The sequence below is a fragment of the uncultured Xanthomonas sp. genome (genome assembly GCF_964278005.1).
GTDB classification, from domain to species: Bacteria; Pseudomonadota; Gammaproteobacteria; order Xanthomonadales; family Xanthomonadaceae; genus Xanthomonas_A; species Xanthomonas_A sontii.
Genome location: NZ_CAXYKF010000023.1, coordinates 207,611 through 221,985, shown reverse-complemented (window position 1 = coordinate 221,985; position 14,375 = coordinate 207,611). Strand labels below are relative to the sequence as shown.

The 14,375-nt window shown below is 72.4% G+C and carries 13 protein-coding genes; 4 read left to right on the top strand and 9 right to left on the bottom strand.

The window, feature by feature from the left end; translation table 11 throughout:
• Window positions 1–68 precede the first annotated feature (68 nt).
• Window positions 69–509: a D-aminoacyl-tRNA deacylase gene (gene dtd, locus ACHWVH_RS15335; RefSeq protein WP_017911891.1), complete on the bottom strand. Its 441-nt coding sequence runs from the start codon at window positions 507–509 to the stop codon at window positions 69–71.
• 179 nt (window positions 510–688) lie between these two features.
• Between dtd and ACHWVH_RS15330 the strand changes: the two genes are divergently transcribed.
• Entirely contained in the window at window positions 689–1,603 is a 915-nt protein-coding gene (locus ACHWVH_RS15330; RefSeq protein ID WP_209249270.1) for a lauroyl acyltransferase, read from the top strand.
• A 36-nt stretch (window positions 1,604–1,639) separates the two neighbouring features.
• On the opposite strand, the gene ACHWVH_RS15325 is transcribed toward ACHWVH_RS15330, so the two are convergent.
• Window positions 1,640–2,161: a GNAT family N-acetyltransferase gene (locus ACHWVH_RS15325; protein WP_017911888.1), complete on the bottom strand. Its 522-nt coding sequence runs from the start codon at window positions 2,159–2,161 to the stop codon at window positions 1,640–1,642.
• Between the two features lie 281 nt (window positions 2,162–2,442).
• Here ACHWVH_RS15325 and ribA point away from each other — a divergent pair, with 281 nt between their 5' ends.
• The 3 genes from ribA (at window position 2,443) to ACHWVH_RS15310 (ending at window position 5,777) form a co-directional block, all read left to right on the top strand.
• On the top strand, window positions 2,443–3,567 hold the full coding sequence (gene ribA, locus ACHWVH_RS15320; RefSeq protein ID WP_267082780.1) for a GTP cyclohydrolase II RibA: 1,125 nt from the start codon (window positions 2,443–2,445) through the stop codon (window positions 3,565–3,567).
• Window positions 3,568–3,717: 150 nt separating this feature from the next.
• The gene (locus tag ACHWVH_RS15315; RefSeq protein WP_295924074.1) at window positions 3,718–4,242 is read left to right on the top strand and encodes a PH domain-containing protein; all 525 of its coding nucleotides are present in this window, start codon (window positions 3,718–3,720) and stop codon (window positions 4,240–4,242) included.
• The gene (locus ACHWVH_RS15310) at window positions 4,239–5,777 is read left to right on the top strand and encodes a PH domain-containing protein (RefSeq protein WP_295924072.1); all 1,539 of its coding nucleotides are present in this window, start codon (window positions 4,239–4,241) and stop codon (window positions 5,775–5,777) included. The genes ACHWVH_RS15315 and ACHWVH_RS15310 overlap by 4 nt, the downstream gene beginning before the upstream one ends.
• Before the next feature lie 22 nt (window positions 5,778–5,799).
• On the opposite strand, the gene ACHWVH_RS15305 is transcribed toward ACHWVH_RS15310, so the two are convergent.
• From ACHWVH_RS15305 to fmt, 7 genes are all read right to left on the bottom strand, one after another.
• Window positions 5,800–6,837 carry a CDP-glycerol glycerophosphotransferase family protein gene (locus tag ACHWVH_RS15305; RefSeq protein ID WP_394687492.1) on the bottom strand — a complete coding sequence of 346 codons (1,038 nt, stop codon included), beginning with the start codon at window positions 6,835–6,837 and terminating at the stop codon, window positions 5,800–5,802.
• Window positions 6,837–7,670 (bottom strand): glycosyltransferase family 2 protein, encoded by an 834-nt coding sequence (locus ACHWVH_RS15300; RefSeq protein ID WP_267082776.1) that lies wholly within the window; start codon window positions 7,668–7,670, stop codon window positions 6,837–6,839. The genes ACHWVH_RS15305 and ACHWVH_RS15300 overlap by 1 nt, the downstream gene beginning before the upstream one ends.
• A gap of 82 nt (window positions 7,671–7,752) precedes the next feature.
• Entirely contained in the window at window positions 7,753–9,027 is a 1,275-nt protein-coding gene (locus ACHWVH_RS15295) for an O-antigen ligase (protein WP_295924064.1), read from the bottom strand.
• Between the two features lie 54 nt (window positions 9,028–9,081).
• Entirely contained in the window at window positions 9,082–10,116 is a 1,035-nt protein-coding gene (locus ACHWVH_RS15290) for a glycosyltransferase (RefSeq protein ID WP_043094556.1), read from the bottom strand.
• 76 nt (window positions 10,117–10,192) lie between these two features.
• The gene (locus ACHWVH_RS15285) at window positions 10,193–11,908 is read right to left on the bottom strand and encodes a glycosyltransferase family 39 protein (protein WP_295924061.1); all 1,716 of its coding nucleotides are present in this window, start codon (window positions 11,906–11,908) and stop codon (window positions 10,193–10,195) included.
• Window positions 11,909–11,933: 25 nt separating this feature from the next.
• Window positions 11,934–13,253, bottom strand: coding sequence for a 16S rRNA (cytosine(967)-C(5))-methyltransferase RsmB (gene rsmB / locus ACHWVH_RS15280; protein WP_394687491.1), 1,320 nt, complete (start codon window positions 13,251–13,253; stop codon window positions 11,934–11,936).
• 171 nt (window positions 13,254–13,424) lie between these two features.
• Window positions 13,425–14,348, bottom strand: coding sequence for a methionyl-tRNA formyltransferase (gene fmt, locus ACHWVH_RS15275; protein ID WP_017912906.1), 924 nt, complete (start codon window positions 14,346–14,348; stop codon window positions 13,425–13,427).
• Window positions 14,349–14,375: the final 27 nt, after the last annotated feature.

Below are 14,375 nucleotides of genomic sequence, written 5' to 3'. Positions count from 1 at the left end.
TATAACAGCCCGGACCGCCGCTTGCCGGACGAGGAGCCTGAACGGCTCCGCCAGGAACGCGCCGGCGTCTACGGCCGGAGCAGGAAAGTGACCGGGCCGTCGTTGACCAGGCTGACGACCATATGGGCACCGAAGCGGCCGGTTTCCACCCCTGGCGGGTGCTGCGCGCGGCACACCTCCACCAGTCGATTGAAGCCGCGTTCAGCCTCGGCCGGCGGCGCCGCGGTGGTGAAACTGGGCCGCATCCCCGAGCGCGTGTCGGCGGCCAGGGTGAACTGACTGACCAGCAGCAGGCCGCCGCCGGTGTCGCGCAACGAGCGGTTCATGCGCCCGCTGTCGTCGGAGAACACCCGGTAGCCGAGCAGGCGCTCGGCCATACGTTGCAACTTGGCCTCGTCGTCGCCCGGCTCCACCGCCACCAGCGCCAACAGACCGGGCCCGATCTGGCCCACGACCTCGCCATCGACGCTGACCGAGGCCTGGGTGACGCGTTGGATCAGCGAGAGCATAGGGCGGGGTTGGGATTGGGGATTGGGGATTCGTTACTGTCCGCACCGCGACGAACGGTTGCGATCGTGCCGCATCATCGCCGAATGGGCGAGATTGAGAAAGCGATAAGGCACGCAGGCGGCGCGATCCGCGACACCCGTCGGGCAGGCCAGATGCGCCGAGCGGATAAACTGGGCCGATGAAACCCGCGACGCTCGCTTCCCTGCTGTATCGCTGCGCCGCCGCCGTGGCGCGCCTGCCGTGGCCGTGGCTGCGCCGCCTGGCCGACGGCTTGGCCGGGCTGTGGCTGCGCCTGGATGCGCGCGAGAGCCGGGTGGTTCGGCGCAACCTGGAGCTGGCCTATCCGGAGCTGCTGCCCAGCGAGCGCGTGGCGCTGCAGCGCGACGTGCTGCGCTCGACCGCACGGCAGGCGTTCGAGACCCTGGCGCTGTGGACCCGGCCGCCGGAGCAGAACCTGGCGCGGCTGCGCCTGCGCCACGGGCAGGAGCTGTACGACGCGGCGCTGGCCGCCGGCCGCGGAGTGATCGTGGCCGCACCGCATTTCGGCAACTGGGAGTTGCTCAACCAGTGGCTGGCCTCGCGCGGCGACATCGCCATCGTCTACCGCGCGCCGGAGTCGGCCGTGGGCGATGCCTTCCTGCAGTTGGTGCGCAGCGGCGAGCGGGTGCGCCAGGTACGCGCCGAGGGTCCGGCGGTGCGGCAGTTGTTCAAGACGCTAAAGGACGGCGGCGCGGTCGGCATCCTGCCCGACCAGCAGCCCAAGGCCGGCGACGGCGTGTTCGCACCGTTCTTCGGCGTGCCGGCGCTGACCATGACCCTAGTCAACCGCCTGGCCGAGCGCACCGGCGCGACCGTGCTGTTCGCCTGGTGCGAGCGCGTCGGCAACGACCTGGAGTTCGCCCTGCACGTGCAACCGGCGCCGCCGGACATCGCCGATGCCGACCCGCTGCGCGCGGCCACCGCGCTCAACGCAGGCGTGGAACGGGTGGCGCGGCGCGACCCGGCGCAGTACCAATGGACCTACAAGCGCTACACCCTGCGCCCGGACCCGGCCGAGCCCAATCCCTACGCCACTGAGCGCCATCCGCACTAAGAGCGACTGAGGCGCTCGCCCCTGACAAAGCCCGCGCTAATCGTCGTGCGGCTGCGCCGGGCCGGCCAGGATGCGCTGGTAGAACGCCAGGTCCAGCCAGCGCCCGAACTTGAAGCCGGCCTCGCGCACGGTACCGGCATGCACGAAGCCCAGTTGCTCGTGCAGCGCGATGCTGCCGGCATTGCTGGCGTCGATGCCGCCGACCAGCACGTGCACGCCGCGCGCCTGCGCGGTGTCGATCAGCGCCTGCAGCAGGCGTCGGCCCGCGCCACGGCCGCGATGGTCGCGGTGCACGTAGACCGAGTGCTCGACGCTGTACTTGAACGCTGGCCAGGCGCGGAAGGTGCCGTAGCTGGCGAAGCCGAGCAGGGTGCCGTCGGCGTCCTCCAGGCCCAGCACCGGGAAGTTGCCGGCGCGCTTGGTCGCGAACCAGGCCGCCATGCTCTCCGGCGGGCGCGGCCGGTAGTCGTACAGCGCGGTGGAATGGACGATGGCGTCGTTGAAGATCTCCAGGATCGCCATGGCGTGGCGCGGTTCGGTGCAATCGACGAGCTGCATGCGGGGGCCGGAACGGACGCGGTGCCGCACAGTAGCAAGCAACCGGCGGCACGTGCACACCTCCCCTCACGCCGGCGCGTTGCCGCAGCCGCCGATTTGGTTGCATCGGCGGCGCGCGCGAGCGGGCACAGTGCGTTCCATCGCCTGCAGGCTGGCGGGACAGGCAAAGCGCGCGACAATGGCGCCGGGCGCCATGCGCCTGCCGGCGCCGCGCCGGTGCTGCCGCGACCGGATGCGGCAGCCTTGAAGCGGCGCCGCCAATCCCCCATCTGGAGTCGTGCATGACCAGCCCCACCGCCCCTTCCGCGCACGCCTTCGGCGATCCTGCCGCGATCCGCAGCGAACGCGCGGCATCGGAGCTGCGCGCCGGGCGCCCGGTCCTGCTCGAAGACGGCAACGGCCGCACCCGCGCGGTGATGGCGCTGGACAGCAGCACCGAACCGTCCTACCTGGGTTTCGCCGAGGCCACCGGGCAGCGGCACTACCTGTTCGTGACTCCGCCGCGTGCGCAGGTGCTGGGCCTGGATGCGCCACAGGGTGCGCGCATCGCCTTGGCCGGGCACTCCTACGACGCGCTGGCGGCGCTGGCCTACCTGCGCGACGGCCCGGTGCCCGCGCACTGGCTGCCCGGCGACGCGCTGGATGCCGGCGCCGCCGAGATCGCGCGCCTGGGCCTGCTGCTGCCGGCGATGGTCGCGGCGGACCTGGGCGCCGACAGCAGCGCCTTCCAGGGCTGCCAGTCGCTGCGCCTGGACGACCTGGAACACGGCTGTGCCCTCGCCGCCTCCGACAGCTACACCCTGGTCACCCGCACCCAGGTGCCGCTGCGCGACCTGGGCCCTGGCGAATTCGTCGTGTTCCGCGGCGGCGTGGCGCAGCGCGACCAGGTCGCGATCGTGATCGGCCAGCCCGACCTGAGCGCGCCGGTCCCGGTGCGCGTGCATTCCTCCTGCCTCACCGGCGACCTGTTCGGCTCGCTCAAGTGCGACTGCGGAGACCAACTGCGGCACGGCCTGGCCAAGCTCAAGGCGCTGGGCGGCGGCGTGCTGCTGTACCTGGACCAGGAAGGCCGCGGCACCGGCATCGCCACCAAGATGCGCGCCTACGGCTACCAGCACGACGGCCTGGACACCATCGACGCCGACGCGCAACTGGGCTTCGGCGCCGACGAGCGCCGCTACGGCAGCGCCGTGGCGATGCTGCGCGGGCTGGGCATCGGCCGCGTGCGCCTGCTCACCAACAACCCGAACAAGGCCGAACGCCTGCGCGCGGCCGGCATCGAGGTGACCGAGCGCATTCCGGTCACCGGCACCATCACCGCCGAGAACGAAGGCTACCTGCGCACCAAGGCCGCCCGCGCCGGCCACGCGCTGGACGTGGACGCGCTGCTGCGCGCGGCGCGCTGAACCACCGGCGCAGGTCGGCCCCACACCGCCTGCGCGGATCGGGACGGAAACCGTGCGGCGGGCAGCGCACGCCCGCCGTCGCCGCGTTAGGATCGCAGGCCACGCCGCGCGCCCGCGCCCCGAGACCCCGACGTGATCGCACCGCCGCCCATGGACGACACCCCCGCCGCGCCCAGCGCTTTCGCCGCGCCCGCGGACTGGCCGCCGGCCGACTGGCAACCGGTGCCGTTGCGCGGCGCCTGGCTCGCTGCGCTCGGCGGCGGCTGCATGCTCGGGCTGATCCTGGTGGTCGCCGCCGGCATCGTCGGCCTCAGCCTGCACAGCCTGCATGCGCTGGCCCTGGGCGCGGCGGCGGCGGCGGTGGGCAGCCTGTGCGGCGCCTGGGTCGGCTTCGTCCGCCACCGGCGCATCCGCTGGCGGCTGAATGCCCAGGGCCTGGACGTGTTCCGCGGGCGCCTGTGGCAGAGCGAGACGCACGTCCCGATCTCGCGCGTGCAGCACCTGGACCTGCGCCGCGGCCCGCTGGAACGCGCCCTGCGCCTGGCCACCCTGGTCGTGCACACCGCAGGCACCCGCCATACCGCGGTCGCCGTTCCCGGTCTGGATCAGGCCGACGCCGAACGCCTGCGCGAGCGCCTGGCGCACCAGCTCGACCACGACGACGACGCGCTGTGAGCGGCCTGGCCGACGCCGAACACACCACGCCGGTGCGGCGCCTGCATCCGTGGTCGTGGCTGTTCGTGCTGCTGCAGCACCTCAGGCATTTCCTGCTGCCGTTGCTGGCGCTGCTGGTGTTCGGCAGCCGCGACGGCCACCGCGATCACGCCGATCATCTGGTGATGCTGGCGGTGTGCAGCGGGCTGGTGGCGGTGTCGCTGCTGCGCTATCTCACCTACCAGTACCGCATCGGCCACGACAGCCTGAGCATCCGCAGCGGCTGGCTGGAACGCAGCCTGCGCGAGATCCCGTTCGCGCGCATCCACAACGTGGTGGTGCACCAGTCGCTGCTGCACCGGCTATTCGGCGTGGCCGAGGTACGCCTGGAGTCGGCCGGCGGCACCAAGCCCGAGGCGCAGATGCGGGTGCTGCGGCTGGACCAGGCGCTGGCGCTGGAACAGCAGATCCGCCACCGCGCACCCGCCGCCGACACGATCGCCGCGACCGATGCCGACGCTGCACCCGCTGCCGCGCCGGACAGCGAACTGCTGCTGGCGCTGCCCACCGCCGAAGTGCTGCGCCAAGGGCTGATCTCCAACCGCGGCATGGTGGTGCTGCTCACCGCGTTCGGCGCCACCTACCACCTGTTCCCCGAGCGCATGATCTCCAACGCGATCGAGCACTACGGGCGGCAACTGTTCGGCTACGCCACGCACCTGCAACTGGGCTGGATGGCGGGCGCGGTGACCTTCGCCATGATGCTGGCGACGCTGTTGCTGCTGATGCGCGGCTTGTCGATGGGGCTGGCGCTGGTGCAGTACCACGGCTTCCGGCTGAGCGAGAGCGAGCGCCGGCTGACCGTGGAGCGCGGCCTGCTGACGCGGTTGCGCAGCAGCGTGGCGCGGCGCCGGATCCAGGCCTGGACCCTGCACGAGAGCGTGCTGCAGCGGCTGCTGCGGCGGCGCAGCCTGCACATCGACACGGCGGTGATCCAGTCGCACCACGGCCACGGCCACGACCACGCACTGACGGAACTGGCGCCGCTGGCCACGCCGGCCGCCTGCGATGCGCTGCTGCAGCGGCTGCTGCCGCAGGTCGTCTGGCCGCCAGCGCATTGGCACGGGATCGCCACGCGCCACTGGTGGCGCCTGTCGCTGCCGGCGCTGCTGCTGGTGCCGCTGCTGTGCGCCGGGCTGTGGCCCACGCTCGGTGCCTGGGCCTCATTGGGCCTGCTGTGGCTGCCGTGGTCGGCGTTCAAGTCCTGGCGCCAGGCGCAGCGCATGGGCTACGCGCTGGACGCGCGCTACGTGGCGGTGCGCGGCGGCTGGTGGCGGCGCTGGTGGCGGCTGGCCGAACTGGACAAGCTGCAGACGCTGCACCTGAGCCGTTCGCCGCTGGACCGCTGCTGCGGCACCGCGACCCTGTGGCTGGACACTGCCGGCGCCCGCCACGGCGAACCGCCGCTGCGCATGCGGCTACTGCCGGACGCGCAGGCACGGGCGCTGTACGAGCAACTGGGCGCAGCGCTGGCGCAGCGACGGCTGCGCTGGTGAGCGCGCGCGGCGGCGCTGCGCGTCAGCGACGCGCGCCGCGTCCCCAGTAGCCGATGCGGCGGCGGATCTTCAGCTTGCGCCACAGGTTCAGCGGCTTGCGCCGCGGGTTGCGCGCGCCCTCGGCGACGAACTCGTCGATCGCTTGCAGCACGCGCTCGCTGGACTGGCCGTCGCGGTAGGGATGCAGGCTATCGGCGAATTCGCGGATCGCCGCCATCAGCTCCGGCGGCCGCTGCAGCGCGCGGCGGATCGCCGGCTCGAACTGCGCCGGATCGTCGATGTCGATCAACTGCGGCCCCGGACGCCGGTTCTTGAAGGTCACCACCGGCTTGTAGGTGAGCAGGAACTCGTTGAGCGCGGACGAGGTGTCCGAGCACATCATGTCCACCTGCGGGAACAGCTCCAGGATGTTGTCGTTGTCGGCGAAACGCAGGTACTCGCTTTCCAGCGCGCGGTAGCGCGCGACCATCGCCGGGTCCATCTTCGGATGGAAGGTGACGATCCAGCGCCATTCGCCGCTGCGCGAGAGCCGCGCGACCTCGTCGTAGAGGATGCCGGCCGCGCTCCACGACGGCGAGAACGTGGAGTGGTACAGGATCACCGGCGGCTGCCGCACCGGCGCCAGTTCCGCGCCGATCTCGCGCATGAACGGGTCGATCTTGGGGAAGCCGGTCTCCTTGACCGCGAAGTGGCCGAGCTTGCGCGCCAGCGCGCCGAACGCCGCGGTATCGCGCGGGCCGGTGGTGCAATACAGATCGAAGAAGCCGCGCACGTAGATGTGCCGCGGCTTGCCGGCGTCGAAGCCGTGGAAGGTCTCGACCTTCACCCCCGGGAAGAAATGCGGCACCGCGTTGCTGGAGGTGATCACCGCGTACGGATTCCACGCCAGCACCTCTTCCACCGTCGCCAGATGGCGCTCGTCGGCGCTCAGATCCTCGGCGCCGGGGCCGTCGAAGAACCATGCCGCCTGGTCGCCGCGCGCGCGGATCGCCGCCTGCAGCGGACGCAGGATCGCCAGCGCATAACGCTCGGACCCGTACAGCAGATAGTGCTTGCTCATCAGTGCTCCAGATCGTGCCGTTGCAGTTGCGCCCGCGCCTGCTCCACCGAAGCCGGGTTGATCTGCATCTCGTAGTAGCGCATGCGCTTGTACAGCGCGTAGCTGGCCGCGGTCTGCGCCACCACGAAGCCGCGCCAGCCGTCGAGGAAGGCCAGCCGCAGCAGGTAGTCCTTGAGGAAGGCGCCGGCGAACACGAACGGGCTCTGCCACATTCTCACCGGCTTGCGCTTGTCGCGCCAGCCGAGCGCCTTGAGTTCGGCGTAGCGCAGCACCTTGAGCTGCTTGTGTACCAGCGTCGGGTTGTGCAGATGGTTGAACGGCGGCGCGAACGCGGCGCTGGCGCCGTCGAAGCGCAGCGATTCGTGCACCCGCGCATCGCTCCAGCGCGCGCGGCCGCGGTGGTACAGCCGCGCCAGGCGCTCGCCGACCATCGGTTTGTACCAGCGCATCGGCGCGCCCATGTACCAGGTGCTGCGGCGCAGCCACACCGCGTCCACGCGGTCCTCGGCGAGCAGTTGCGGCAACCGCGCCAGGCACTCGGCGCGCAACGCGTCGGACAGGAACTCGTCCGCGTCCAGCACCAGGATCCAGTCGTGCGCGGCCTGGGTGGAGGCGAAGTTGCGCTGTGGGCCGAAGCCCAGCCAGGCCTGCTCGACCACGCGCGCGCCGTGCGCGCGGGCGATCGCCACGGTGTCGTCGGTACTGCCGCAGTCCACCACCAGCTTGTCGGCGGCGAACGGCACGCTGTCCAGGCAGCGCGCGATGTTGGCGGCCTCGTTGTAGGTCATCACCACCAGGCTCAGCGGCAGGGTGGCGGCGGCAGCGTCGGCCATGGCGCGCGGTATCCGGAAGTCAGGCGCGGTGCCGGCGGTCGGCGCCAGGCGCCGCGCCGCCCGGCGATGCGGGATCGGCAGTCTACCGGCTTCGCGCGGCGCCTTCAGCGCCCTGTGCCGGCACCGCCTCGCGCGCGGCCAGCCCGATCAGCACGCCGACCAGCGCCACGTAGAAGCCGGTGCTCACCTGGTGCGCGAACATCGACTGGGTCATGCCGCACAGGATGTAGGCCGCCACCACCATGATCCCGGCTGCCGCCGCGCCGTGGAAATGCGGCTGTGGCCGGCGCCGGTACAGGCGCAGCAGCAGCCACAGCGGCACGCCATACACCATCAGGATCAGCACGGTGCCGGGCAGGCCCTGGGTCGCGCTCCACTCGGCCAGGTCGTTGTGCGCATGACCCAGGTGGCAGCGCTCGACGAAGCCCTTGCGGCAGTCCGGCAGGCGCAGCATGGCATTGTCGAAGCGGCCCACGCCGACCCCGACCACCGGGTGTTCGACGAAGGTCGCCGCCGCCACCTGCAGGCGCTCGATGCGCGCGCCGGCCGAGGAATCGCTGTCGCCGCGCTCGTAGCGCTGCACATCGTGATGCAGTTCGGCCAGGCGGGTCTGCTTGGTCAGCGCCGGCACGCTCAGTACCAGCACCGCCGCCAGCGCGGTGCACGCGCCCAGGATCATCAGCCGCGTCGCGCTGTCGCGCCAGCGCAGGCACAGCGCGCTGACCACCAGCAGCAACAGCACGCCCAGCCACACGCCGCGGCTGCCGCTGAGCAGGATGACGATGCCGCCGGCCACCACCGCGGCGACGGCCCACGGCCATTGCCCGCGCGGCCGGCAGAACACCGCCAGCACCATCAGCATCAGCACCACGTCGGCCAGCACGATGGCGTTGGTCCAGCCCTCGGCACGCGGCTGGCCCTGCAGTACCTGCACGCTGGCCAGCACCAGGGCGGCGAGGATGCCGAGCAGCGCGCCCCACCACAGCAGGCGCTGCGGCGGCCGCAGGGCGTAGGTCCACAGCGCCGCCCACGGCAGCACCAGGAAGCGGGTGCGGTTGTCGATGTCCTTCAGCGGCTGGCCGAAGTACAGCACCGAGCACAGCGACAGCCCGATCACCAGCAGCGCCAGGATCCACAGCCAGCGCAGCGACGGCTGCATCGGCGCCACCGCCTGGCGCAGCCGCGGCAGGGCCAGCAGACTGGTCGCCAGCAGCAGCAGGCCGAACGGCAGCAGGCCGCTGGGGATGCTGATCACCAGCGCCGGCAGGCACAGCAGCGCGAGCGCCGCGCCGCGCTCGGCCAGGGACTGGCGCGAGAACGCGGAAACGGCATGGCGTGGCGCGATCGGCTGGGACATCAAGGAGTGAAGACCGTGGGGAGGAGGTGGTCGGCGATGATCCGGGGCGCTTCCCTAACCCGGCCTGACCTGCTCGCGATCGGCGCCATGGCTGGCCGGCACGGCGGGCGGCGGCGTTTCCCCGAGCAGATCGGCCACCGCCGCGCGCAGGCGCTCGCCGAACTCGCGCCGGCGCGTCTCGAAGAAGCCGCGCGCGGCCGTGCCCAGGGCGTCGCACTGCATCGGCGACAGCGCCAGCGCCTGCCTCATCGCCTGCTCAAGGCCGGCAGCCTCGATCCGGTAGCGCACGCCGAAATTGTCCGGCCCCTCGCCGACCGGATCGATCAGCACGCCGCGGTCGGCGCTCACCAGCTCGTTCATCGGCGCCCCGTTGGTGGTGATCACCACCGCGCCCACGCTCAGCGCTTCCATGATGTAGTGGCCGAAGCCCTCCACCTCGGAGGGGCACAGGTGGAAGCGGTGCGCGTTCTGCAGCCGCCGCAGTTCCTGCTGGTCGAGGTAGCCGGTCAGGTAGTCGATGTTCTCGGCCTCGATCGGGTGGGACTTCTTCGCGCTCTGCACCACCGTCAGCCGCGGCCACTCGGGGTGCCGCGCCCAGGTCTGTAGCAGCAGCGCCGTGCCCTTGGCCGAACTGCGCCCGGCCACATGCAGGCAGGCGCGCTCGCGCGGGACCTCAGGACGGTAGCAATCGTCGCTGCAAAAGCCGATGAAGGCGGTCGGCGCCATCGTGGAAAACCGCTGCTCGGCCTGGCGGGTCTTGCACAGCACCTGGGCGAAGCGCGGCAGGCAGCGCAGCCACTTGTGCCGGAACCACTCCGGGTTGGGGATCAACGCATTGCGCAGGCCGCTGCCCAGGCAGCGCGGATACACCCGCTCCAGGAAGATCTGCAGGTCGGCACGCCCGAACAGCAGGCTGCGCAGGAACAGGCGCAGTTCGCGCAGGCGGTTGGCCATGCGCACGGTGCCGAAGCCCAGCACCTCCACGCGGTAGCGGCCGGTCTCGCGCAGCAGGTCGGCGACCACCTGCAGGTCGCGGCTGAGGCCGCCGCCGTTGTCGCGGCTGATGACCCGGATCAGGCGTGGCGGCACGCGCGTCTCCCTGCCCGCGCAGCGCGCCGGGCGCCAGCGGCACCCGCGCCACGCCGCCGCAACGCGCGGCTGCGGCTCATTCGAAGCGGTCCTTGTCCTGCTCGCGCAGGCGGTCGCGGTCGTCCTGGGTGACCACGCAGTGGCCGTGTATCGCACTGGCCGGGACCAGCCACCAGTCGCGCCGGTTGGACACGCCGGCCAGGATGCTCGCGTTGCGGTCCACACAGCCCAGCATCGCCGCCTCCTGCACCAGCAGCCAGCGCCGCTGCGGCGCCTGCGCCTGCCAGGCGATGCCGCGGCGCAGTTGCTCGTCCCAGGGCACCACGAAGCCGAAGGTCGTCGCCGGGCGGTCGGCCATCAGCAGGTTCTGCTCCTTCCAGGCGACCAGGCCGAGTTCGGCCTCCGGGCCGATGCGGCGCCCCACCGACTCCATCACCCCGCGCGCCGAGCTGGACATGTTGATCAGCGGGTACACCAGCAAGCCGGCCATCACCCAGACCATGGTCAGGGTCGAGACCGTCGCCAGTTCCGGGCGGCGCCGCGCGAACGCGGCCAGGCTGGCCACGCCCCACAGACCGATCGCCAGCAGGATCCAGGCCAGCACCTGCACGGTGGCCAGGTCGATGCCGCGGTCTTCCATCATCTTCGCGCGGAAGCCGTGCCCCAGCAGGATCGCCGCGCCCACACCGCCGAGCGCCAGCGTCAGCAACGCGGTGAACGCCAGCAGCAGGCGCTTGACCCCGGGCTTGCGCAACAGCCCTGGAATGAGCGGCCCCATCGCCAGGCACAGCATCGGCAGCGCCGGCAGCACGTAGACATCGCGCTTGCCGGTCGGGATCGAGAAGAACAGCACCACCAGCGCCCACCAGGCCAGCGGCAGCAGGTAGCGCGCGTCGCGCCGACGCAGGCGCCGCGCCCAGGCGGGGATCGCCCACGGCAGCGCCAGCAGCACCGGCAGCCACATGCTCGGCATCACCCCGAAGAAGTACAGCGGCCCGTGCGCGTGGTCCCAGGATTTGGCGTAGCGCCCGGCCGTCTGCCGGAACAGGATGTCGTTGAGATAAGCGCGGTACTCGGGGGCGTTGCTCGACAGCGCGGTGACCACCATCGGCACCAGCCAGATCGACACCGCCGCCAGGAATGCCAGCGGCCCCAGCCAGAAGCGCGGATCGCGCAGGCCGACCCGCACCCCGCGCCAGTGCGCCAGCGACGCCGCCGCAGCCGGCAGCAGCATCAGCAGCGCCAGCACGCCTACGCCCTTGGTGATCGTGCCCAGCCCGGCGGCGAACCAGCCCAGCGCCCACAACCGCCAGTCCGGCCCGCGCAACAGGTGGCGCAGCAGCGCGTAGTTGGCCAGGGTGATGAAGAACACCACCAACGGGTCGATCTGCGCCTTCTTCGCCTGATACGTGAAGTGGAAGGCGAACAGCAGCGCGTAGGCCGCATACATGCCGACACGGCGCGTCCACAGGCGCCGGCCGAGGTCGTAGACGCAGGCCAGCGTGCCCAGCCCGGCCAGCAGCGACGGCAGCAGGAAGGCCACCCGCCAGTTGCCGAACAGCGTGTAGAAGCTGGCCTGCAGCCACATCAGCATCGGCGGCTTGTCCGAGTACAGCTCGGTGCCGCGGTGCGGGAACAGCCAGTTGCCGCTCTCCACCATCTGCTTGGCGACCAGCGCGAAACGCGGTTCGTCGGCCGGATGCGGATCGCGCAAGCCCAGGCCGGCGCCGAGCACCAGCACGGCCAGGATGGCCAACAACCAGAACTCTCGGGAGGCGCGGGTCTTCAGCATGGGACGCGATGATACCGGGGCCGGTTCATGCCGTCTTGCGGAACCTTGCGTAGTAGAAACCGTCGCAGTCCTGCTCGCCTGGGAAGCGCTGGCGGCCGCCGCCGGAAGCATGCCCGCAGGCCGCGCCCGGATCCTCCAGTGCCGCGCCCGGTTGCCGCGCCAGCAACGCCTGCACCTGCCGCGCGTTCTCGTCCTGCAGCAGCGAGCAGGTCGCGTAGACCAGCACCCCGCCCGGCCGCAGCACCTGCCAAGCGGCGTCGAGCAGGCGCACCTGCAGCGCCTGCAGCGCGATCACGTCCTCGCGGCGGCGATGCAGCAGCACGTCCGGCTGGCGGCGCACGATGCCGGTGGCCGAACACGGCGCGTCGAGCAGCACCGCGTCGAACGGCACGCCGTCCCACCAGTCCTGCGGCTGCGCCGCGTCGGCGACCTGCAGCTGCGCCTGCGCACCGGCGCCGGTGCGCGCAAAGGTCTCGCCGACCCGCGCCAGGCGCCGCGCATCCACGTCCAGCGCGGTCAGGCGCAGACTGGGATCGCGTTCGAGCAGGTGCGCGGATTTGCCGCCGGGCGCCGCGCAGGCGTCGAGCACGCGCGCGCCCGGCGCCGGCGCCAGCACGTCGGCGACCTGTTGCGCCGCGCCGTCCTGCACCGACACGCGCCCGTCGGCGAAGCCCGGCAGGGCGCCCACCGCCAGCGGCGTCTCCAGGCGGATCGCATCGGCCAGCAGCGGCGAGGCCTGCGCGGCGATGCCGGCCGCGGCCAGCTCCTGCAGATAGGCGTCGCGGGTACCGCGCTGGCGGTTGACCCGCAGCCACAGCGGCGCCGGCTGCTGGCTGGCGGCGAAGATCGCCTCGGCCTGCTGCGGCCAGTCGGCGCGCAGCGCGTCGCGCAGCCACAGCGGCCAGCCCGCGTCGGCGGCCACCGCCGGCAGCCCGTCGCGCAGCGCGCGCCGCAGCAGCGCGTTGACCAGCCCGGCCTGGCGCGGCCGATCCAGCGCGCGCGCCGCCTCCACCGTCGCCGACAGCGCCGCGTGCGGCGCCAGGCCCAGCGCATCGAGCTGGGCGAAGCCGGCCAGCAGCAGGCCGCGCAGTTCGGCGTCGCGCTGCGGCAACTGCTTCTGCAGCCACATCCGCAGCGCGGCCTCGTAGGCCGGTCGGCGGCGCAGCACGGCGAAGCAGATCGCCTCCACCAGCGCGCGGTCGCGCGGATCCGGCAGCGTCGGCAACGCGGCGGCCAGTTCGGCCTTGAGCGAGCGGCCGCGGTCGATCACCGCGGTCAGCACACGGGTGGCAAGCACCCGCGGGGCCACGCCCGGCGGCCACGCAGCGGCGGGCGTCGCGGTCATCGGCGGGCGCTCCGGGAGGTGTCAGGCTTTAGCGCGCATGCCGTGTCGTGGTTGCGCGTGCGGATGATGGGGGTGCGCGACGCAGTGGACGTCCGCCCGCGCCGCAGCGCGGAGGCGGCCACAGCCGCGCCTGCCAGGCCCAACGCGGCGTACGCAGGCATGGTCGACGCCTCAGGCCAGGACCGGCAGGTCGCGCCGTGCGTTGAGGTAGTCGGCGGCGGTGATCGCCTTGCCGCCGTCGCGCTGCAGCACGCGCAGGCGCAGCGCGCCCTGGCCGCAGGCGATGTCGATGCCCTGCCTGGACGCGGTCAGCACCGTGCCCGGCTGCTGCGCGTGGGCCAGGTCCAGCGCGATCGCGCCGTGCACCCGCACCCGCTCGCCGGCCAGCACCGCCTCGGCGACCGGCCACGGATCGAAGGCGCGCACCTGCCGCGCCAGCTGCGCCGCCGGCTGCTGCCAGTCCAGCCGCGCCTGCGCCTTGTCCAGCTTGTGCGCGTAGGTGACGCCGGCCTCCGGCTGCGGCTGGGCCACCGGACGCAGGCCGGCGCGCAGCAGGCCCAGGCCGTCGGCCAGCACCTGCGCGCCGAGCGCGGCCAGGCGGTCGTGCAACTGCCCGCCGGTCTCGTCGGCACCGATCGGGGTCCGCTGCGACAACAGCACCGGGCCGGTATCCAGACCCGCTTCCATCTGCATCAGGCACACCCCGGTCTCGCTGTCGCCGGCCTCGATCGCGCGCTGGATCGGCGCGGCGCCGCGCCAGCGCGGCAACAGCGAGGCATGCACGTTCCAGCAGCCATGGGTCGGGATCGCCAGCACCGCCTTGGGCAGGATCAGCCCGTAGGCCACCACCACGATCAGGTCCGGCTGCAGCGCGCGCAGCGCCTGCAGGGTTTCCGGCGCGCGCAGCGTCTGCGGCTGCAACACCGGGATGCCGCGCGCCACCGCCTCCAGCTTGACCGGCGACGGGGTCAGCCCGCGGCCGCGCCCGGCGGGCCTGTCCGGCTGGGTGTAGACCGCGACCACTTCATGGCGCTGCGCAGCCGCGCGCAACGACGGCACGGCGAAGTCCGGCGTACCGGCGAAGACGAGTTTCATGGAGGCTGGGAACCGGGAATGGGGAAT

What these genes read in the sequence shown, in the direction of transcription:
- dtd (WP_017911891.1), bottom strand. Translation starts at nt 509, where the DNA reads ATGCTCTCGCTGATCCAACGCGTCACCCAGGCCTCGGTCAGCGTCGAT.
- ACHWVH_RS15330 (WP_209249270.1), top strand. Translation starts at nt 689, where the DNA reads ATGAAACCCGCGACGCTCGCTTCCCTGCTGTATCGCTGCGCCGCCGCC.
- ACHWVH_RS15325 (WP_017911888.1), bottom strand. Translation starts at nt 2,161, where the DNA reads ATGCAGCTCGTCGATTGCACCGAACCGCGCCACGCCATGGCGATCCTG.
- ribA (WP_267082780.1), top strand. Translation starts at nt 2,443, where the DNA reads ATGACCAGCCCCACCGCCCCTTCCGCGCACGCCTTCGGCGATCCTGCC.
- ACHWVH_RS15315 (WP_295924074.1), top strand. Translation starts at nt 3,718, where the DNA reads ATGGACGACACCCCCGCCGCGCCCAGCGCTTTCGCCGCGCCCGCGGAC.
- ACHWVH_RS15305 (WP_394687492.1), bottom strand. Translation starts at nt 6,837, where the DNA reads ATGAGCAAGCACTATCTGCTGTACGGGTCCGAGCGTTATGCGCTGGCG.
- ACHWVH_RS15300 (WP_267082776.1), bottom strand. Translation starts at nt 7,670, where the DNA reads ATGGCCGACGCTGCCGCCGCCACCCTGCCGCTGAGCCTGGTGGTGATG.
- ACHWVH_RS15295 (WP_295924064.1), bottom strand. Translation starts at nt 9,027, where the DNA reads ATGTCCCAGCCGATCGCGCCACGCCATGCCGTTTCCGCGTTCTCGCGC.
- ACHWVH_RS15285 (WP_295924061.1), bottom strand. Translation starts at nt 11,908, where the DNA reads ATGCTGAAGACCCGCGCCTCCCGAGAGTTCTGGTTGTTGGCCATCCTG.
- rsmB (WP_394687491.1), bottom strand. Translation starts at nt 13,253, where the DNA reads ATGACCGCGACGCCCGCCGCTGCGTGGCCGCCGGGCGTGGCCCCGCGG.
- fmt (WP_017912906.1), bottom strand. Translation starts at nt 14,348, where the DNA reads ATGAAACTCGTCTTCGCCGGTACGCCGGACTTCGCCGTGCCGTCGTTG.